The following is a 21030-nucleotide window of genomic DNA, read 5'->3' as shown; positions in this document are numbered from 1 at the left end:
CGGCCGTCACTCCTCAACACAGTAGACGTAGTAAACCCGCCGCCTATCCCTCGTCACGACGTCCACCCCGTGCATCTCGTTCTCAAACCCTGGAAAGAGGGTATCGAACTCCTGCGAGGAGACGAGGTAATCGACGATCGCCCGCGAGGCCGGACCGCACCGCTCCCCCGGCATGATGACCGGGATCCCGGGCGGGTAGGGGACGACCATCACCGCGACCGTCCTCCCCTCAAGCTCGCTCGCGGGCACCGGCGTCACCTCGCCGCGCACCAGGCGGCGATAGGCCTCCGCCGGCGTCATCGCCGGTTCCGGCAGCGTCGCGTAGACCTTCCGGACGACGTCTGTGATCGACCCGTCCCGCAGGTAGCCGTGCATCTCCCGGCAGAGGTCGGCGAGCCCCCGTCCCGCATACCGGGCAGGATGCTTCCGCACCAGGTCGGGGAAGACCTCCTCGAGCGGGCTGTTGCCGTCGTAGAGGGCCTTGAACCGGAAGAGTTCCGCGAGCAGCGTCCCGGACTTGCCCCTGGTGATCCCGAGCGTGAAGAGGATCAGGAACGAGTAGTACCCTGTCTTCTCGACGACGATCCCGCTCTCCCGGAGGTACTTCGTGACGACGGCCGCCGGTATCCCCCGTTCCTCCATGCTTCCGCCCGGCCCGATCCCGGGGGTGAGGATGGTCACCTTGATCGGGTCGAGCATGGCGTAGCCCTCCTCGATGCCGTCGAAGCCGTGCCACGTATCGTGAGGGTTCAAGAGCCAGCAGCCCGCGTGGTCCCGGAGCAGCAGGTCGTCCGCCTCCCCGAGCGGCTTCTCCGCCTCCGCATCCATGATGCAGTCGGGCTGCCAGACGGCGAACCACCAGTAGTCCTCGCCGGGGAAGGGACCGGCCCGGATCTCCTCGGCCACCGTCACCATCTTCTTTCTAAAGACTATCGCCTCCTCGATCGCCTCCTCGATGAGGAACTTCCCCGAGTGCCCGGCCATCATCCTGGTGGCGACGTCGAGGGACGCTATGATGGTGTACTGGGGCGAGGTGGAGGTGAGCATCATGAACGCTTCGTTGAACCGCGGGTGGTCGACGGGCCCCCGGCCCTGCCTGACGTGGAGCATCGAGCCCTGCGAGAAGGCGGCGAGGACCTTATGGGTCGACTGGGTGGCAAAGACCGTCGGGCCGACCTCGTCAGTCGCGTGCATTCCGAACCGCCCGGCATAGAGGGGGTGGAATCCGGCGTAGCCGAACCATGCCTCGTCGAAGTGGATGTACGGGGTCACGCCCCGCAGGTGCTCCTCGATCCTCTCTGCGCTGTAGCAGATCCCGTCGTACGTGGAGTTCGTGATCACGGCCATCCTGACCGTCTGCGCTGCCGGGTCCTCCACGAGCGGACAGTCCCGGACCTTCTCCCCGATCACCTCGGGACGGAACTCGCGGCTGCGGATGGGCCCGATGATCCCGTACTCGTTCCGGGCCGGTATGAGGTAGACGGGGACGGCCCCGGTCATGATGATCGCGTGCATCACGGATTTATGGCAGTTCCGGTCCACGAGGACGACGTCGCCACTGGTGACGGTCGAAAGCCAGACGATCTTGTTCGCGGCCGACGTGCCGCCGGTGACGAAGTAGGTCCGGTCGGCCCCGAAGACCTCCGCGGCCTTCCGTTCCGCCTCTCCGACGACGCCGGAGTGCTCCAGGAGCGAGCCGAGTTCCGGCACCGAGGCCGAGAGGTCGGCCCTGAGAGCGTTCTCGCCGAAGAAGTTGTAGAATATCCGGCCTGCGGCGCTCTTGAGGAACGCGACGCCGCCCATGTGCCCCGGCGTGTGCCAGGAGTAGCGGTACTCGTCGACGTAGTCCATCAGTCCCTGGAAGAACGGCGGGAGGACGTCGGCGAGGTAGTTCTTTGCCGCCCGCTTGATGTGGCCGGCGATGAAGCCGGGGGTGTCCTCGAGCTTCCAGATGTAGCCGTCGATCCGGGATATGACGGAGAGGGGTATGGCGGAGATCGCCAGCTTCTCGGTGTTTAAGAATATCGGGACGTTCGGGTTCCTCTCCCGGATGAGAGTGATGACATCTTGCGCGGTGAGCATGCCGTCCGCGGCCTCCGGGGTGAGTTCCCAGTCGATGACGATGCAGCTCGCGTGGGGGTGCGAGAGGAAGGCGTGGACCCCGTCGCGGGCGGTCAGCGCCTCGATGACGGGAAAATTATCCTTCTTTAGTTCTTTCACGATCTCCCGCGAAGCCCGGCCTTCTGCGGTATCCGAGTGCAGTTCGTCGTCGATGACGAGAACGGGAAACTCTTCCAAGTAATCCATGCGGCCAACTCCCGGAAGGTAATCCTCGGAGGTCTCTTTAGAATGTTGTGGTCCGGGGGAGTTCTTCACCCGGGCTCGAAGACGCCACGCCGAAGATCCCGGAAAGGGGCAGGTGGGGGATCGCCTTCGTGGAGATCCGTGCCTCACGACAAACTCGTCAGTGCTCACGCAGGTCTCCATTACCCGGCCATTTGATGGTGTCCGGGGGACAATGCGACATCGGCAGGCACGCGGCCGCTCCGATTCGTCCCGGGAAGAGTACCCGCCCCACTTCCAGGGTATCGGAGCCCGGAAGGAGGCGGGAGATCGGCAGGTAATCCGGGTTGGCGACATTTATATACGGAAACGGCCATCTACCACCGATGACGGGCGAGGGCTCAAATCCACCAAAGGTCTGTCTGGGATTCGATATTCACTATCCCTGCTATCTCAATCCCGGGTTTTTACCTGATCTGGTAAAGGGAAAGAGAAACGTAAAAGAGAGTTACTTTAACCCGGACGCGAAGGAAGACCTGGGAGCGGTCATCGACCGCTCCTTCCGGCCGACGACGGAGCTCCTCCTCGATCTCCTCGATGAGGGGTTTACGTGCGCCTTCAGCATCTCCGGAACGGTGGTGGAACGCCTTGATGCATGGTACCCGGAGATGCTCGAACTCCTCTCCCACGCGGCAACCCACCGGAACGTCGAGGTCCTCGCCCAGACTTACTACCACAGCGTTGCCGGGCAGTTTGCCGACCTCACGGAGTTCACGGACGAACTCCTCATGCACCGGAACCTGATGAAGGAGCATTTCTCGGTCCAGCCGGCCACGTTTGCACATACCGACTGCCCCATCACCCCCGCCACCGCAGAGGCGCTTGCCGGGGCCGGAATCGAGGCGGCGATCATCGAGGGGGGCGAGGGCCCCGCTCTTGAGAGGGACCCGAACCACACCTACACCTACCGGGGCCTTCCGGTCCTCGTCGCCCACTGCGATCTCTCCGACGACATTGCCGTGCGGTTTCCGTGGCGGGGATGGGACAAATGGCCGCTCATGGCCGACCAGTATGCAGGGTGGCTCTCCGTATCCCCAGGCGACTGCATCGTGCTCTTCCTCGACTACCGCATCTTCGGGGACTTCATCGGCCCCGAGGCGGGCATCCTCGAGTTCCTGCGGGCGCTCCCGTCCGCCCTCGCCGCGGAGGGGATAGAGACGATACGCCCCTCAGACGCCGCCCGGCTCCCACCGCACGAAGAGATCGGGGAGCCCGCCGGCCCTGCCCGGCAGAGGACTATCATGCAGCAATCCGCCATCGAGGCCCTCGAGGAAGCCGGAGGTCTGGTCGCGGACCCGGAGGTCTGGCGCTGCCTTCTCGAGACCGAGCATATCCGCCGGATGGCCATGCGCTCGCCCTCGTGCGGAAAACCGCTTCACGCCGTCAGCCACCAGGCGACCTACGACTACTTCGCCTCATTTATGCGGATCCTCTCGCACGCCGAGGAACGGTCTGCAACCATCGCCCGGTCGCCCAAGGCCGCTCTCTCGCTCCGGTGCGTCCCCCCGGATAAGGCGTTCTACTTCTCGTCATATGACCGGCCGGCCGGGTACGCCGCCCACAGCCTGCAGGAACTCGCAAATATGCTCGAGTTTGCCCCGGACGATGTCATCCGGTACCACGTGGAGCGGGAGGACTTCAACCGCTGGATCGCCCAGGTCATCGGCGATACGCAACTGGCGGAGAAGATCTGGGGTATCTCCGACCGCACGAGACTTCGAACGATGATTCAGAAGAGGATCAACAAACTATGGAAACGCTTAAGCTAGCATTCTTCTGCTGGGAGTCGCTCCACTCCACGTTCAAGGTGGGCGGCCTTGCGCCGGCGGCGACCCATCTCGCCGAGCACCTCGCCCGGAAGGGGCACGAAGTTCACTTCTTCACGCGGGGAGAGCCGGGAGATGCGGTGTTCGACAACGTCCACTACCATTACTGCCTGCCTTTCGGCGATAACATCATCGAGTACTGCAGGACCATGAGCAACATGCTCGTGGACGCGTTCCGCGCCCATGACGCCCCGGCGTTCGACGTCCTCCACTTCCACGACTGGCACCTCGTCGAGGCGCTGCACGCCCTTCGCGACCGAAACACCGTCCTCTCCTTTCACTCCACCGAATACGGGCGGCACGGGGGGAACTTCGGCGGCTGGTGGGAGTTCCAGGAGATATCGGGCAAAGAATGGTACGGGGGCTATATCGCAAAAGCGGTCACGACCGTCTCGAACTCGACGAAGACCGAGGTTATGTGGCTCTACAACGTCCCTGAATGGAAGGTCACCGTCATCCCGAACGGGATCGACCCCGACGCCTACCGTACCCGACTCGACCCGGGCGAGGTGAAGAAACGCTACGGTATCCATCCGCTCGCGCCCGTCGTCCTCTTCGTCGGGCGCCTCACCTACCAGAAAGGACCCGACCTCCTGGTCCAGGCCATACCCGAGATCCTCGCCAAACGCTGGGACGTGCAGTTCCTCTTCGCCGGCACCGGGGATATGCGCGGTTACCTGGAGGGGATGGCGCACGGCCTTCCCATGCAGTTCCTCGGCTACGTCTCCGACGCGGACCACATCCGGCTCCTGAACGCCTGCGACCTCGTCGCCATCCCGAGCCGAAACGAACCGTTCGGGCTCGTCCTCACGGAGGCCTGGAGCGCGGAGCGCTGCGTCGTCGCGACCGACGTGGGGGGGCTCTCCGAGAACGTCGACAACTACGTAAACGGTATCAAGGTCCCCGTCCGGCCGGACTCGATCGCCTGGGGGATCTGCCACCTCATCGACGACCCGGCCTACATGCAGAAACTCGGGAAGGCCGGGCGCAGGAAAGTGATGGAGAAGTTCAGGTGGGGTGTCGTCACGGAGAGGACGCTTGGCGTCTACAGGAGACTTCTCTCCGGCGGCCTGCGATGATATCCAACAAGGAGGACGAGACCATGCAGCAGGTGCTACCCGACATCACGAGAACGGGGAGCCTCATCACCGACTACGACGTCTATCTCTTCAGGCAGGGGAACCATTCCCGCCTGCACGACAGACTGGGGTCGCACCCCGCTGTTGCCGATGGTGCGCGGGGGACGTTGTTTGCGGTCTGGGCCCCGAATGCCGCGGAAGTTTCGGTCATCGGGGACTTCAACGGGTGGGAGAGAGGCCTGGACCCGCTCCACGCACGGAGCGACGATTCAGGCATCTGGGAGGGGTTTATCCCGGATATCGGCCACGGGATGCTCTACAAGTACCACATCAAAAGCAGGTATAACAGCTATTCCGTAGATAAGGGCGACCCGTTCGCATACTTCTGGGAGATCCCGCCAAAGACCGCGTCCGTCATCTGGGACCTCGCCTATACCTGGCGGGACCGGGGGTGGATGCGCTGCCGGGAAGAGGAGAACACGCCGGACTCACCCATATCCGTCTACGAGGTCCACCCGGGTTCGTGGCGGAAGGTGCCGGAGGAGGAGAACCGGTCCCTGAACTACCGGGAGCTGGCGACCGAACTCGCCGATTACCTGCTTGAAGCCGGGTTCACCCACGTCGAGTTCCTTCCCGTCATGGAGCATCCGCTCTATGCCTCCTGGGGCTACCAGTCGCTCGGCTACTTTGCCCCGACGAGCAGGTACGGCACCCCGCAGGACTTCATGCACCTCGTCGACCACCTCCACCAGCGCGGGATCGGGGTGCTCCTCGACTGGGTGCCGTCCCACTTCCCCTCCGACGGCTACGGGCTCTCCTACTTCGACGGCACGCACCTCTACGAGCACGCCCTCCCCGGCCAGCGCTACCACCCCGAGTGGAAGAGTTACATCTTCAATCTCGCGAGGGACGAGGTCCGGTCGTTCCTCCTGAGCAGCGCTGTCTTCTGGCTTGAACGCTACCACGCGGACGGCCTGCGGGTGGATGCGGTCTCCTCGATGCTCTACCTGGACTACGCGCGAAGCGCCGGGGAGTGGATACCGAACGTCTACGGCGGGAGGGAGAACCTCGAGGCGATAGGGTTCCTCCGGAAGGTGAACGACACGGTCCACGCGAACTTCCCGGACGTGCTCGTCATCGCCGAGGAAGCGACCTCCTGGCCGGGGGTGACCGCCCCGACTGCGACCGGGGGGCTCGGGTTCGACCTGAAGTGGAACATGGGCTGGATGCACGATACCCTGGACTACTTCGTGCTCGACCCGGTCTTTCGGAAGTACCGGCCCGATCTCCTGACGTTCAGCATATGGTACGCGTTCCGGGAGCGCTACATCCTCCCCCTCTCGCACGACGAGGTCGTCCACGAGAAGAGTTCGCTCGCGGGAAAGATGCCCGGCGACGAGTGGCGGAAACGGGCAAACCTCCGTCTCCTCTACGGATACATGTTCACGCACCCGGGCAAGAAACTCCTCTTCATGGGCGGAGAGTTCGGGCAGTGGTCTGAGTGGAGCCACGATGCCGGGCTTGAATGGGACCTCCTGCAGTATCCTCCTCACCGGGGAATCCTCCAGTGGGTCACCGACTTAAACCACCTCTACCGGCGCGTGCCCGCCCTCCACGAGCGGGACGCCGATCCGGAGGGGTTCGAGTGGGTCGACTTCTCGGACGTGGAGAAGAGCATCGTCAGTTACCTGCGGCGGGGGCTCTCGGCCGACGACGTCGTCCTCGTCGTCTGCAACTGCACCCCGGTGCCGCGCTACGGCTACCGGGTCGGCGTCCCGTTCGGCGGGTTCTGGAAGGAGGTGCTCAACAGCGATGCGGTCGAGTACGGCGGGAGCGGTGTCGGGAACCTCGGGGGGGTGGAGGCGGAGCGGGTTTTGGTGCACGGCCGGTCGTGGTCCCTCCCGCTCACCCTGCCCCCGCTCGGCACGGTCATCTTCGCTCCCGAGGGGGCGTGACCGTGGACCGAGCCGTCTGCATCCACGGCCACTTCTACCAGCCCTCGAGGGAGAACCCCTGGCTCGGCGACGTCGGGGTCCAGCGGTCTGCCGCGCCGTACCACGACTGGAACGAACGGGTGACCGCGGAGTGTTACGGGCCGAACACCGCCGCACGCATCCTCGATGCGGACGGGTTGATCGAGGAGGTCGTGAACACCTACTCACGGATCAGTTTCACGGCCGCACCGACGCTTCTTGCCTGGCTCGAGCGGCACCGCCCGGAGGTCTACGGCGCGGTCGTCGAGGCCGACCGGGAGAGCCGGGAGCGCTACGCCGGCCACGGTTCTGCGATCGCCTGCTGCTACAACCATCTCATCATGCCGCTCGCGACCCGGCGGGATAAGCAAATCCAGGTCGCCTGGGGGGTCCGCGACTTTACGGCACGCTTCGGCCGGGAGCCCGAAGGGATGTGGCTCCCGGAGACGGCGGTCGATCTCGAGTCCCTGGACCTGGTGGCCGGGGCGGGGATCCGGTTCACGATCCTCGCGCCCCACCAGGCGGGGAGGGTGAGGTCAATCGGGGCGGAGGACTGGACGGACGTCTCCGGCGGCCGGGTAGATACGACGATGCCGTACCTCTGCCGCCTCCCCTCCGGCCGGAGCATCGCCGTCTTCTTCTACGACGGGACAATTGCCCGCGACGTTGCGTTCGGGGACCTGCTCTCCGACGGGCGGCGGTTTGCCGGACGGCTGCTCGACGCGTTCTCCCGGGAAAGAGAGCGCCCGGAACTCGTGCATATCGCAACCGATGGAGAGACCTACGGCCATCACCGTGAGTTCGGGGAGATGGCGCTCGCGTACTGCCTCGAGACCCTCGAGGCGCGCCGTGACGTCCGTCTCACGGTCTACCCCGAGTACCTCGACGCTCACCCGCCCACGCATGAGGTCGCCGTCCGGGAGAGGACGTCCTGGAGCTGCACCCACGGCCTCGGGCGCTGGCGGCGGGAGTGCGGGTGCCACGGCGGGGCGCATCCCGGGTGGTCGCAGGCATGGCGCGGACCGCTCCGGGAGGCGATCGTCATGGTCCGCGATGCTCTCTCTCCCCGGTCCGCGGAAGCGCTCGGGGCACTCGTCCGCGACCCCGCGGAGGCACGGGACGACGCCGTCGCCCTCGTCCTTTCCCGGTGGTTCGACGAGGCCGTGACGGGCTTCTTTGCACGGCACGCCCGCCGCGATCTCTCCCCCGATGATCGGCGACGGGTGCTTGCATTTCTCGAGATCGAGCACCAGGCGATGCTGATGCAGACGAGCTGCGGCTGGTTCTTCGACGACCTCACGGAGCCGGGGAGCGTCCAGGTGATGCGGCACGCAAAGCGGGCGATGGACCTTGCCCTGCAGACGCTCGGCCTCGATATCGAGCCGGCGTTCATCGATATCCTCCGCCGCGCCCCGGTAAACGACCCACGATACGCGACCGGCGCGGAGGTCTACGAGGCCCTGGCCCGGCCGGCGGCGGTCGACCTCGACCGGATCGGGGCAGGGGCCGCCCTCTATGCCCTCTTCGACCTCGAACCCCCTGCGGCCGCATCGGGGATGTACGCCGCCCGCGGAGACTGGCGCTACCGGTCGGACGCCGCCGGCCGGCGCCGCGTCCTCGGGACCGTCGGGGTGCGGTCCCGGGTGACAGGGGAAGAGGCGCTCTTCGATGCGGTCGCGCTCTTTGCCGGGATGGACCGGATCGTCTTTTCCGTGCGCGAACCCGGCGGCGATGCGGCGCTCCGGGCGGTGTGGGAAGAGGTGACGGGTCCTGATCCGGCAGGTGCCGCAGCCGGGGCCTTTGAACGGGTCTACACGGCACCCGACCTCTCCGACGAGGAGCGGTGGGCGATCGCCCGCCGGATCGCGCCCGGGATGGGAGAGGCCGTCTGCGCGGTCTACCGTGACGCGGCGGCGCTGATCGACGCGCTCGATGATCTCGGGATCCCCGCCCCGGGAGCCGCCGCCCATCTTCTGGCGCATGCCTGCACCGAGCGGCTGCTCGCGATGCTCGGAGCGGGGTGCCCCGACCCGGACCGCTTTTTCGCGCTCGCAGAGGCGATGAGAGCCCGGGACCTTGCACCCGATCTTGCGGCCCTCGGGGAGGCGGCGAGCAGGCGGATTACGCTCTCTCTCAGGGAAGCGGCGGCCCGATCCTGCGACCCGGCGCCGCTCGAGGAGATCATCCGCACCGTCCGGTGTGCGAAAGTATTTGGGCTGGCGCTCACTGTATGGGAGAGCCAGAACCTCTGCATCGGGATGCGAGGGCGCTATGCCGGGATGCGGGAGCGTGCTGGCCGGGGTGATGGGGATGCACAACGGTGGGCGGAAGCCTTTGAGAGGGCGGCGGCATGTATCGGCGTGAGGGTGACGTAAGGAGGAGCGAAGCATGAACCGGCGGAGCAGCGGAGTTCTCCTCCACATCACGTCCCTGCCGTCGGCGTACGGCATCGGCGACCTTGGCCCGGCGGCGCACCGGTTCGTGGATCTCCTTGCCGAGACCGGACAGCGCTTCTGGCAGATCCTTCCCCTCAACCCGACATGCCCGGCGTTCGGCAACTCGCCCTACCAGAGCATATCGGCGTTTGCGGGCAACACCTGGCTCATCAGCCCCGAGCAGATGGTCGCAGACGGCTTCCTCGCTCCGGAGGATATCGTGGACCATCCCGGCTTCCCCGAGGACCGGGTGGACTACCAGGCGGTCCTGGACTACAAGAACGGCCTCTTTGATAAGGCGTTCGAGCGGTTCAAGGAGCGCGGTCCGGACTTCCGCTATAAGGACTTCGCTGCCGACAACGTCTCCTGGCTCGACGACTACGCCATCTTCGTGGCCCTCAAGGAGCGGTTTTCGGGGAGGGTCTGGGGCGACTGGCCGTCCGGTATCCGGGACCGGCACGAGGAGGCGCTGCACAAGCACGGCGCGGAGCTTGCCGACCGGATCTTCCGGGAGAAGTTCCTCCAGTACGTCTTCGACCACCAGTGGGGGGTGCTCAAGAATCACTGCCGCATGCGCCACCTCCAGATCATCGGGGATATCCCGATCTATCTCACCTACGACAGCGTCGACCTCTGGGCAAACCCGGGGCTCTTCAAACTTGACGAGCAGAAGAAACCGGCCGCTGTCTCAGGCGTCCCCCCGGATATGTTCAGCGAGACCGGGCAGCTCTGGGGGAACCCGGTCTACAACTGGGATGCGCACCGGGAGCAGGGGTTCCGATGGTGGGAGAGCCGGATCGACCGCACCCTCGCCCTCGTCGACCGGCTGCGCCTCGACCACTTCCGGGGGTTCGTGCAGTTCTGGGAGGTGCCTGCCGGCGAGGAGACCGCACGGAACGGGCGCTGGGTCGATGCACCCGGCCGGGACCTCTTCACCCTGCTCGCGCGGGGCAGGTCGTGCCTCCCGATCATTGCCGAGGATCTCGGCTACATCACCTCCGACGTTCACGAGATGATGGGCCACTTCGGGTTCCCCGGGATGAAGATCCTGACCTTCGGGTTCTCCGGCGACATCGCGAGGAACCCTCACGCGCCCCACAACATCGCAAAGGGTTGCGTCACATACACGGGGACGCACGACAACAACACGGTCCGGGGGTGGTTCGAGCACGAGGTCCCCGGCGACCAGAAGGACCTCCTGTTCCACTACATCGGGGGGCCGGTGAGCGCGGAAGAGATACACCGGATCCTCATGCGTCTCGCGATGCTCTCCCCTGCCGATACCGCCATCATCCCGATGCAGGACGTCCTCGGCCTCGGGGAGGAGGCACGGATGAACCGGCCGGGCACGACGGAGGGGAACTGGGAGTGGCGGCTCCGGCCGGAGCAGGTGGGGGAAGGGGCCATGCGGGAGTTTGCCGAGGTGACGGGGATTTATGGGAGGGGGTGAGCGCAGGGTCGAAAAATGGGTTTCGATTACCGCTAAGATACACCAGCCAAGAGACAATGAAAAAAGTCCGACACACTGGACCGTGGGAGAATCGCCACGCACTGCCCCCGCCCTCAGGGGCGGGGAACGACTGCCGGGAGCGTAGCGGACGGCGGGAATTTGAGCACCGCAGGTGCGGAGTGCGACGGGCCATAGAGGGCCGGCGCATGAGCACCGTCAGGTGCGGAGGAGGAGGCCGGAGGCCGGGCGGGGTGCGACGGACGGGACGTCCGGAGCTTGAGAAGACCGTAGGTCTTCGGGCGGGGGACGAGGGGTAGGTATGAGATAGAGACAGGGGAGGGGGGATGCTCCCCCCTCCCCGTCAGCCCCACCCCCAATCGCGATATCCAGTGGAAATCCGTGCACATTGTATGTAACAGGTAAGATCGGAGCGACCAGCAGGGAATTAAACCTCGCCCCTCCATCCTCTTTCAGGTATCCCGCAGACACCCGGCACGCCGTACGCCGGGGCGGCCGTTCTGATCCCCGCCACTCTCAAAAAACCATATATCCCCCATTATTTTCCATTTTCCGACCCTATTACAAAAATATGCAAACATATATAATAATAAACATGGACAGTATACCATCCAAAAGGGGACAGGATTCATGGAGAATTCCATACACGATCAGTTCGGCCACATCCCGGAGCGGATCTCCGGGCTCGTCGACCTGGCATACAACCTCTGGTGGAGCTGGAACCCGGAGGCCCGGATACTCTTCAAGCAATTGAACCATCAGGCCTGGAAAGCAAGCATCCACAATCCGATCCGGATGCTCCGCGAGATTCCGGTCGAGTTCCTGAACCGCGCGGCGGAAGATCCCGCCTACTGCCACCGCTACGACATCGTCATGCGCCGGTTCAGGAAGTACATGAGCGCCACCGGGACCTGGTTCTCCGGGGAGTACGCCGGCCGTCCTGCGCTGACGGTCGCCTACTTCTCGGCGGAGTACGGGCTCCACCACTCGCTCCCCATCTACGCGGGCGGGCTCGGATTCCTTGCCGGCGACCACCTGAAAGAGTCGAGCGACCTCGGTCTTCCGATGGTCGCCGTCGGGTTCCTGTACTCGCAGGGCTACCTGCACCAGCAGATCAACCACGACGGCTGGCAGGAGGACATCACCGAACCGCTCGACCGCGATGCGGCGCCCGTCACCCGGGTGCTCGATTCGGACGGCGAAGACCTGGTGATCCGGGTCCCGCATATCGACCCGCCCATCTACGTCGCCGTCCGGAAGGTCCAGGTCGGCAGGATCCCGCTCTACCTCCTGGATACGGATATCCCCTGCAACGACCCGGAGAACAGGGGCATATCCTCCCGGCTCTATACGGGTGACCTGGAGCAGCGCCTCCGGCAGGAGATCGTGCTCGGCATCGGCGGAAGGAAGGTGCTCCACGCACTCGGCATCGAATACGCCGCGGTGCACCTGAACGAAGGCCACCCGGCGTTCGCGCTGCTCGAGCGGGTCCGGGAGCGTGTCGAGCGGGGGATGGATTTCGAGGCGGCACTCGAAGAAGTGCAGGCAACGTCCGTCTTCACCACGCATACGCCCGTCCCTGCAGGGCACGACGTCTTCCCCGTCGACCTCATCGACCGCTACTTCGCGCCTTACTACCGGGCGCTCGGCATCGACCGGCTCCGGTTCCTGCAGCTCGGGGTCCACCCGGAGAGCCCCGCCTCGGGCTTTAACATGACCGCGTTCGCCCTGCGTGCGTCGGCACATCACAACGGCGTCTCGCGCGCAAACGGGGCCGTCGCCTGCGATATGTGGAAGTGCCTGTGGCCCGGGCCCCAGACGGCGGTGCCCATCGACTACGTCACGAACGGCGTCCACGTCCCGACCTGGCTGAACACCCGGATGAAGGCGCTCTATGACCGGCATATCGGGCCGACCTCTCCCGACTGGCTCTCGGATCACGACGACCCGGTGGTATGGGAACTCATCGACGAGGTCCCGGACGCCGAACTCTGGCAACTCCATCTCTGGCTGAAGGCGAAACTCCTCAACCGGATCCGGGAGCGGGAGCGGATCAAGTGGGCGGCGCATCGCGGCGGGGCGCCAAACCCCGCTGCCGAGGGGGCGTTTCTCAACCCCTCCGTCCTGACGATCGGGTTTGCCCGGCGGTTCTCGACCTACAAGCGGGCGCATCTCATCTTCGAGGACCTGGAACGGTTGAAGCGCATCTTGAACAACCCCTGGTGCCCCGTCCAGATCATCTTCGCCGGCAAGGCTCACCCGTCCGATAACGAGGGAAAGCGGGTGCTCCAGCAGATCTACCGCTACACGCAGGACCCCGGGTTCGGAGGGAGGGTCGCGTTCATCGAGGACTACAACGACCAGGTGGCCCAGTACCTGGTGCACGGCGTCGACGTCTGGTTAAACAATCCGCTGCCCCCGATGGAAGCGAGCGGCACGAGCGGCATGAAGGCGGCGCTGAACGGAGTGCTGAATCTCTCCATCCTCGACGGATGGTGGACCGAAGGCTACAACGGCAGAAACGGCTGGGCGTTCGGGGACGAAACGGCCGCCTGCGACGGGAGGAATGCCGTCGATGCCGCGGCGATCTACGACCTCCTGGAGAAGGAGGTCGTCCCGCTCTACTACGACCGCTCCGTCGACGATATTCCCTACGGCTGGGTGAAGATGATGAAAGAGTCGATCAAGAGCAACGGCCCCCGGTTCTCGTCCTGCCGGATGGTGAAGGAGTACGTCGCCCGGTACTACCCGTTACTCCTGAAGGGCGCCGGGGCGGAGTATGCCCGGATTCCAGCAGCGGCGAAACCCCGGGCGCCGGCCTGGAAGCCGCAGGTGCCGGGAGAAGCCGGGGAATGGAGCGAGTGAGTTTCTCGTTCCGTCAACAGAGAAGAGAGCGTGAAGCGCCGGGGGCTCCCGGCTTACGGGGAGCGCTTCGGACCGGCTGAAGACCGGCCGCCTTTGCGGGAGACCCGCTGCCGGGTTTCAGCACTTGCGGCCTGGAGCCCTCTCGCCTCGTGCGGAGCCCTGCCCCCGGCACGCGCGACCCGCCGCCGGGTCTCGCGGGAAGCGGCCTGGAGTCCCCGTTTTGCGTGCGGCGCCGTCCCGCCGGCCTTCGCGACGCGCTTGCGGGTCTCTTCGTCGGTGGATGCGAGACCACGCCTCGCCCTCTTCTTCTCTTCGGTCATACCAACGGGTCGCTTCGACGGGATCGATCACATTTCGCATCCGTTACCGAACGGGACTCCTACCTGCCCGTCCGTGCCGCCTGCATAACCTCGCCGAGGGCTTTGCTCACGTCGGCGGCGGAACGGAACTCCCGGTCCCGGATCCTGTTCAGGATATCGAGCACATCCCCGGGTGCATTGTTCTTCTGCGCCTGGGTGACGACCTCGCTTATGCCTGCGGGATAGTCCATGCCGCGGAGGTATTTCTGCACTTCAGCCGCGCTGACGGCTGTGGTTCTGCCGACCGATGCCTCCCCGCCTCCCCGTGTCTCCTTCCGTCCGGTTGCAAGGCCGGCCCCCTCACCGGACGACGAACTCGGCCGCGACCCGATCGCGGACCCGGCCATCGCCTTGCTGACGTCTATGGGCGAGTGGTAGGTCTGGTCGGGCAGGCTGTCGAGGGTATCCATGACATCCCTGTCCGCATCGTTCATCCTTGCCCGGTCGATCAGGTCCTGCCTCTTCGCCGGGTAATCCACTCCGGCCAGGTACTTCTCGACCGTCGCCGGATTCACCTTAAGCCTCGCTTCTGCCATCATGTCACCTCCTGTGACGGCGGGTGAATGGAGCAACTATTATAAAAGAGTTGTTCTAACCATTGGAACGGCAGAAAACCGTCCGTTCAGGCAATGCGGCTCGATATCCGGGATGGAACCTGCAGGGGATCTGCTCAGGCTCCGCTCTGGATCTCCCGGATCATCCGCCGTACCTGGCCGAACTGTACCTCCGGCCGGGTAAAGATACAGAGATACTCGTCCCCATAGGGAGTGACGATGACGTTTCCGCCACGATAAAAGATTGTCATCTGTACGAATGCCCCGGAAGCCGGCGTGACCGATTGCAGGGCGAGCGACCACCGGACCAGGTCTTCGGCGAAGGCGACGGTATAGTCGGCATCGATATCCCCGGCCGAAGAGATGCAGAGGCCGTCTGCGAAGCAGGCGACTGCAGTCACCCCCGGGTGCTGCAGCACCGCCCTGAGCCGATCGGACTCCTGTCCGGAGGGGGTGTCGTGAGAGTTCTCTTCCTTCTCCTCCGCGGTCCCGGCCACAGGACCGTGCCTGGCGCTCTCCGCGGGCGGGTCGGCCACGGGAGGTTCACAGTCGGGCCGCAGGAGGGCCTGCATCTTTACCGATACGGCGAAGGCCTCCTGCATCTCGTCGGGCTCGTACTTCCAGAGGCCGAAGTCGAGGATAGGCTGACTGCCGAAGTATTTCAATGCCGACGGCCCGCTCAGAGATTTCAGCGGGTGTCTGAAGTGTGCAGCGAGAGGTTCTCCTTTCCGCACCAGCAGGAATCCCTCTCCGTCCTGCATCGTGATCCGCACCGCCCCGTCAAAGCGGGACGTGTGGGAGAAGATCCACTGGAGCGGTGCCTGCATCTCTCCTATGACCTTTCCCTCTGGTAATGTGTCCATCATCCGGATTCCTGCCTAACCGCATCTTTTTGTGGGAAGAGAGCGTCTCCTCCGGCCGTTTCTCCTACTCGGCGTCGTCCTTTGCAAGGGTATCGAGGATCCTGTAGGAGTTGATCAGGCGGTTGAACGCGACTGCGAGTTCGCCGATCTCATCGTTGCTTATCACCGTGATCTCGGTGTTTGTGAGGTCGCCCTGGCTTACGCTGGTAGCAACCTTTGAGAGTTGCTCGATGGGGGTCGTGATGCTCTTTGCGAGATAGAAACTCCACATCAGGATCACGGAGAGCGTGAGCAGGGTCAGGACAATGATGCTGTTCTGCAGACCAAGCGTGGCGATGACGCTCCCGGTATCCCCTGCCGAGACGATCCCCAGCATGAAGATAGGGATGACTGCAACGGTCAGCATGCTCGCCATCAGTTTGTAGAATATCGGGATCTGGATGGCGAGTCCATCCTGCATTATCCCGACTTCTTGCGAGAAGATTTCAGCCATGGGAGAATAGTTTCTCATTTTAGTATATCAATTTATTCTTTACTAAAAAATGATATTAGGGTAAAATATTAAATTCCGAGGATTCTAAATAGGATATAACGGATTCTGGACATTTTTATGCACCTTTAAACATAATATACTTAAATCAGGATAATTATATCGACCCTGAATCGGGGTATATATACGTGCGTAACAGATCATCACGCATCCCCGGCAAAGCATGAATGTTTTTCACCCGCCGTGTGCCCCGACCGCCTGCCGGAAGGGTTCCCGGGGACCGTCTTCCGGCAAAGCCGGCGGATGGGACGGCTATCCGGAGGGGCATCAACAGATTGATACGGGGTGCGGGAGAGTGGGGTGAGCGCAACTTCCCGTTGCATGCCGGGATTGGGGGCTCAGCGTATGACTCTCGTGATAGCATTCATCGGAAAACAGGGCGCCGTGATGGCGGGAGATATGCGGGAGATCGCCTTTGGGGGGGACGATTCCTGCATCGAAGAGCTGGAACGCGAACTCTACAGCGGTTCGATTGCTTCCGACAACGACCTGAAGGAACGTGCGGACGAGATCGGCGTGACAATCCGGGTCCGGGACGATAAAGCCAAGGTCTCGCAACAGGGCGGGGTGCTCATCGGTGAGGTGACGGAGACGGAGGGGCCGGCCATCGCGAGGAAGAGGCTGTACGCTACGGTAGGAAGTTATGCAATCGCCGAGGTCGTCGATTCCCGGCTGCGGGTGACGCGAAGGGGCGGGGCAAGCAACTTTGTGGTGCTGGGAAACGATATCACGAAGCAGACCGCCAACCAGTGCATCCGGGGGATGTGGGAGGGGGGAACGGTTCAGGACGCCCTGCGGCTCATCATGCTCACCATGCAGATAACGGCGAGCGTGACGGCATCGGTGAGCAGAACGTTCGTACTGGTGCATACCGATCTCGCGGCAAACCTGACGGACGCCGTCAACCGGGATTCGCAGAAATAAGTATCGCCGGGAAGGGTGAATCCCGGATTGTGCCCACCTCCGTTCTGCCGGAGGCCGGCGACGGTAGCTCAACCGTGGCGTAGAAATGCGGGGATTATTGGCTGAGATAGTTGTGCTTCTTGAGCCAGTCTACCTGGGGCCTGATGTAGCGGTAGATGATATCGCACTTCTCGTCCTGGAAACTCCAGGGAACAACGATCAGGAGATCTCCTTCGCGTATCCAGAGCCGCTTCTTGATCTTGCCCTTGATCCTTCCCGTGCGCGTCACGCCGTCCTCGCAGCGGACACGGATGTGGTTTGCCCCGAGCATCAGGTCGGCCCGGGCGAATATCTCCCGGTTTCTCTTCTTCGGTAATCGTACGCGTACGATCTCTTCACTTTCGTTGTTCTGTGATCCTCGTGTATTCGTCAGTTAATCAACTCCGTAACAGGCGGCGGTGCAGTCCGCCCGAAGATTTACTAGAGGTGTATACCAATGATCCAAGCCACCATTAAAGTATCTGTCCCGTGAACCTCGGCACAACCGGGATCCGGCGAGAAGAGCCCGGGAATCGCAGGATGCTCCGGGCGCTGCCGGGGTATCGAGACCGGGGATCTGCTCGAAGGCGTCTGCCGGACCTGAAGCGGGACTCACCTCCAAAACCCCGCCGGTATGACGGACGGTGACGGGTGCGGGGAAGGGATGCTCCGGGAGCACAGGGAGTCTTCTTCCGGTCGGAAGGGTATCATGCCCGGTGCCGGATACCCCTGACAGGGGCTCCGCTGTCCTACGGGAGAACCTGCCGGGATCCGGGATCGGGGGCGTTAAACAATCTCCTTGAACGTGCAACCCGACCGGCAGGTGTGTGCCTGCACCGGGGGAGTTGCCTTCAAACTGCCGTCCGGTTTTCCTTCCGAAGGGTAATTAAAGTTTGAGCGTACATGTGTGAAGAGGATCTTTGAATGGAAAGCAGCAAGCTGTACGTCGGTAACCTCACCTACTCGGTAAATGAGGAGCAGTTGAAAGACTTATTTAGCCAGTACGGGACGGTAAGTGACGTCAGAGTTATCGAGCGCAAAGGATTCGGGTTTGTCGAGATGTCCAGCCCCGAAGAGGCTGAGGCAGCAAAGGAAGCCCTGAACAACACCGTATTTGAAGGCCGCACCTTAAAGATCGACGAGGCCCGGCCTCCGAGACCCAGAAGCGATTACCAGCGGTATTAAACGCTTACCCGGAAGAACAGTATTCCGAATATCCCACCTTTTTCGAGAGTCGGGGTTCAAGGGAACCTCACCTCTGATTGTCCGGCGCGCACGCTCCCGTTACCGGTCCCACCGCCCGTGTTGCAGCAACGTTACCGCACGCGGCAGAACAGGGCCGATACGCGACTGTCATCGACCGGATGAACGAGCCAGGGAATTTCCTTCCCCGGCGCACTGCCGGGGAAGAGGCCGTCCCGCTTGCCCTATGCAGCCGGCACCACCTCTGATCCGGACCCTTCCCTCGTCAGATAGCGCGTATTTTCGCCCCAAACGACAGCAAAATTTTTATTCAACTAGAGCTATGGGGCGACCGTGTGTCCCGCATGCGGGATGCAGTTGAAATGGTGGTGAGAACCATGGCAGAAGAGAGACCTTCAGTTAAAGGCGGAATGGCATCTGCGGCCCAGGCGGCCTCCGTTGAGGAGCTGAGCGCATCCGCATTCCAGAAATTCCTCGGCGGCATGGACTACCCGGCCGGCAAGCAGGATCTGATCAGCCACGCACGGAAGAACAACGCACCCGACGCGGTGATCCAGGTCCTCGAGATGTTCCAGGACAAGACCTTCCAGTCCGCAGCAGACGTGAGCCAGGAGTTCGGCAGGGTCAAATAACTCTACCTCTTTTTTTGGAACAACAGAACGAACAGAAAATGCGAGGGGAGCGATTCGAACGCTCGAACTCCTACGAGACTGGGCCCTGAACCCAGCGCCTTTGACCTGGCTTGGCAACCCTCGCACGAATGTGTGGCGAACCTCCGCCGTTGACGTGTCACGGCGTTCCTCGCGCCTAATACTGTAGCATCTCCAACAAAATAAAGGTAATTACTCCCCGCCCTCCCCGATGGCAGGGGAGTCCCGGGAGTTGTTGTCCATAAACCGCTTCATCTCCAGTTCACGGAGCTCGTGCCGCCTGATCTTGCCGGAGATGGTCTTCGGGAGCGACTCCACGAACTCGATCACGCGTGGGTACTTGTAGGGTGCCGTCACCCGCTTGACCTGCTTCTGGATGTCCTTGACCAGGGACTCCGTGGGCCGGTAGCCGGGTTTTAAGACGATGAAGGCCTTGACGACCAGCCCGCGGAGCACGTCGGGCGACCCGACGACCGCCGCCTCCTGCACGGAGGGGTGCTCCATGAGGGCGCTCTCCACCTCGAACGGCCCGATCCGGTAGCCGGACGACTTGATGACGTCGTCGTCGCGGCCGATGAACCAGAAGTAGCCGTCCTCGTCCATGTATGCCTTGTCGCCGGTGTAATAGAACCCGTCTGAAAAGACCTTGCGGTTCTCCTCTTCGTTGTCCAGGTAGCCGGAGAAGAGCCCGACCGGCCGGGGATCGAGTTTGATGGCGATGCGCCCTTCCTCGCCGACGCCGACCACCTTCCCGTCGTCGTCGTGGAGCTCGATATGCCAGCCCGGCATGGGCCTCCCCATGGAGCCGGGCTTGGGCTCCATGCCGGGAAGCGTCCCGATGCAGAGCACCGTCTCGGTCTGGCCGTAGCCTTCGTAGATCGTCCTCCCGGTTCCCTCCTGCCATGCCCGGATCACCTCGGGGTTGAGGGCTTCACCGGCGCTGCAGCAGTGGCGCATGTCGGCGAGATCGAACTTGTCGAGATCGGCGAGGATGAGCATCCGGTAGATGGTCGGGGGGCAGCAGAACGTCGTGACCCCGTACTTCTCCAGCAGCGGGAGGATCTCGGTTGCGTGGAACCGGCCCCGGATGTCGTAGACGAAGATGCACGCCCCGATGATCCACTGGCCGTAGAGTTTTCCCCACGCGCTCTTCCCCCAGCCGGTATCGGAGAGCGTCAGGTGCAGGTCATTGGGGCGCAGGTCGTGCCACAGCTGTGCGGTGACGATGTGCCCGAGCGGGTAGGAGTGGTCGTGGACCACCATCTTCGGCTCGCCGGTGGTGCCGGAGGTGAAGAAGATCAGCAGCGGGTCCGTCGCTTTGGTCCGATACATGCCGGGGAGGTTCACCAGTTTGTGCGAGCAGGGCGCGGGGTAGTCGAGCTCGACGGGGTAACTGACCCACCCGTCCTTCACGCCGTCGATCATGAGCCGGACCGCGAGCGTGGGGCACTCTTCCCGGATCTCCTCGACCTTGTCCGCGTGCTCGGCCATGGTGACGATCATCCTGATGTCGGCCGCCTGGATGCGGTACTTCAGGTCTTTGGAGGTCAGCATCGTCGTTGCGGGACAGTAGACCGCGCCGAGTTTGATGAGGGCGATGGTGAAGACCCACCACTCGGGTGTCCGGGGGAGCATCAGCATGACCCGGTCGCCCTTCTTGATGCCGTATTTAATGCACATATTGACGGCCTGATTTGAGAGGCGCATGAGGTCGAAGAAGGTGTATTTCTTCTCGTTCCCCTCCTGGTCCACCCAGATCATCGCCAGCTTGTTCCGGTCCTTCTTCGCCCATGCGTCGATCACGTCGAAGCCGAAGTTATAGTATTCAGGGACGTCTATCGTGAAATTGGCGCAGAGGTCTTCATAGGACGCTGGTTTTTGTTCATCGTCTGCCATAACGTGGTCAATAAAAAGTTGCGC

At 63.3% G+C, this 21030-nt stretch carries 16 protein-coding genes and 1 tRNA gene; 9 read left to right on the top strand and 8 right to left on the bottom strand.

What is annotated here, in order from left to right; genetic code table 11:
* Positions 1–6: 6 nt before the first annotated feature.
* Positions 7–2307, bottom strand: a complete 2301-nt coding sequence (locus DIC75_RS05405) for an Orn/Lys/Arg family decarboxylase (RefSeq protein ID WP_250987014.1) — start codon at positions 2305–2307, stop codon at positions 7–9.
* 362 nt (positions 2308–2669) lie between these two features.
* On the opposite strand from DIC75_RS05405, the gene DIC75_RS05400 reads away from it, so the two are divergent.
* The 6 genes from DIC75_RS05400 to glgP all read left to right on the top strand — a co-directional run bounded on the left by DIC75_RS05400 (position 2670) and on the right by glgP (position 13989).
* Positions 2670–4112: an alpha-amylase gene (locus tag DIC75_RS05400; protein WP_250987013.1), complete on the top strand. Its 1443-nt coding sequence runs from the start codon at positions 2670–2672 to the stop codon at positions 4110–4112.
* Entirely contained in the window at positions 4094–5248 is a 1155-nt protein-coding gene (locus tag DIC75_RS05395; RefSeq protein WP_250987012.1) for a glycosyltransferase family 4 protein, read from the top strand. Before DIC75_RS05400 ends, DIC75_RS05395 begins: the two co-directional genes overlap by 19 nt.
* On the top strand, positions 5245–7203 hold the full coding sequence (gene glgB, locus DIC75_RS05390; protein WP_250987011.1) for a 1,4-alpha-glucan branching protein GlgB: 1959 nt from the start codon (positions 5245–5247) through the stop codon (positions 7201–7203). The genes DIC75_RS05395 and glgB overlap by 4 nt, the downstream gene beginning before the upstream one ends.
* A gap of 2 nt (positions 7204–7205) precedes the next feature.
* Complete coding sequence (locus DIC75_RS05385; RefSeq protein ID WP_250987010.1) at positions 7206–9596, top strand: DUF3536 domain-containing protein; 2391 nt, start codon at positions 7206–7208, stop codon at positions 9594–9596.
* Positions 9597–9609: 13 nt separating this feature from the next.
* Positions 9610–11106, top strand: a complete 1497-nt coding sequence (malQ, locus tag DIC75_RS05380) for a 4-alpha-glucanotransferase (RefSeq protein ID WP_250987009.1) — start codon at positions 9610–9612, stop codon at positions 11104–11106.
* A gap of 648 nt (positions 11107–11754) precedes the next feature.
* Positions 11755–13989, top strand: coding sequence for an alpha-glucan family phosphorylase (gene glgP / locus DIC75_RS05375; protein WP_250987008.1), 2235 nt, complete (start codon positions 11755–11757; stop codon positions 13987–13989).
* A gap of 53 nt (positions 13990–14042) precedes the next feature.
* Here the strand turns inward: glgP and DIC75_RS05370 are convergent, their stop codons facing one another.
* The 4 genes from DIC75_RS05370 to DIC75_RS05355 all read right to left on the bottom strand — a co-directional run bounded on the left by DIC75_RS05370 (position 14043) and on the right by DIC75_RS05355 (position 16258).
* Entirely contained in the window at positions 14043–14309 is a 267-nt protein-coding gene (locus tag DIC75_RS05370; RefSeq protein ID WP_250987007.1) for a hypothetical protein, read from the bottom strand.
* A gap of 59 nt (positions 14310–14368) precedes the next feature.
* Positions 14369–14887 carry a DUF2795 domain-containing protein gene (locus DIC75_RS05365; RefSeq protein WP_250987006.1) on the bottom strand — a complete coding sequence of 173 codons (519 nt, stop codon included), beginning with the start codon at positions 14885–14887 and terminating at the stop codon, positions 14369–14371.
* Between the two features lie 131 nt (positions 14888–15018).
* Positions 15019–15765, bottom strand: coding sequence for a roadblock/LC7 domain-containing protein (locus DIC75_RS05360; RefSeq protein ID WP_250987005.1), 747 nt, complete (start codon positions 15763–15765; stop codon positions 15019–15021).
* Between the two features lie 64 nt (positions 15766–15829).
* On the bottom strand, positions 15830–16258 hold the full coding sequence (locus tag DIC75_RS05355; protein ID WP_250987004.1) for a HAMP domain-containing protein: 429 nt from the start codon (positions 16256–16258) through the stop codon (positions 15830–15832).
* Between the two features lie 402 nt (positions 16259–16660).
* On the opposite strand from DIC75_RS05355, the gene DIC75_RS05350 reads away from it, so the two are divergent.
* Complete coding sequence (locus DIC75_RS05350) at positions 16661–17239, top strand: MJ0548 connectase family domain-containing protein (protein WP_250987003.1); 579 nt, start codon at positions 16661–16663, stop codon at positions 17237–17239.
* Between the two features lie 94 nt (positions 17240–17333).
* On the opposite strand, the gene eif1A is transcribed toward DIC75_RS05350, so the two are convergent.
* On the bottom strand, positions 17334–17651 hold the full coding sequence (gene eif1A, locus DIC75_RS05345; protein ID WP_250987806.1) for a translation initiation factor eIF-1A: 318 nt from the start codon (positions 17649–17651) through the stop codon (positions 17334–17336).
* Positions 17652–18181: 530 nt separating this feature from the next.
* Here eif1A and DIC75_RS05340 point away from each other — a divergent pair.
* Both DIC75_RS05340 and DIC75_RS05335 read left to right on the top strand, forming a co-directional pair.
* On the top strand, positions 18182–18442 hold the full coding sequence (locus tag DIC75_RS05340) for an RNA recognition motif domain-containing protein (protein ID WP_250987002.1): 261 nt from the start codon (positions 18182–18184) through the stop codon (positions 18440–18442).
* 395 nt (positions 18443–18837) lie between these two features.
* On the top strand, positions 18838–19092 hold the full coding sequence (locus DIC75_RS05335; protein WP_250987001.1) for a DUF2795 domain-containing protein: 255 nt from the start codon (positions 18838–18840) through the stop codon (positions 19090–19092).
* A gap of 39 nt (positions 19093–19131) precedes the next feature.
* On the opposite strand, the gene DIC75_RS05330 is transcribed toward DIC75_RS05335, so the two are convergent.
* Together DIC75_RS05330 and DIC75_RS05325 are read right to left on the bottom strand one after the other, a co-directional pair.
* Positions 19132–19216, bottom strand: a tRNA-Leu gene (locus tag DIC75_RS05330).
* Positions 19217–19302: 86 nt separating this feature from the next.
* A complete protein-coding gene (locus DIC75_RS05325; protein ID WP_250987000.1) occupies positions 19303–21006 on the bottom strand; it encodes an AMP-binding protein in 1704 nt (567 codons plus the stop codon).
* Between the last annotated feature and the right edge of the window lie 24 nt (positions 21007–21030).

Source organism: Methanoculleus oceani (assembly GCF_023702065.1).
Taxonomy (GTDB): Archaea; Halobacteriota; Methanomicrobia; order Methanomicrobiales; family Methanoculleaceae; genus Methanoculleus; species Methanoculleus oceani.
This window is presented reverse-complemented; position numbering and strand designations above follow the sequence as displayed.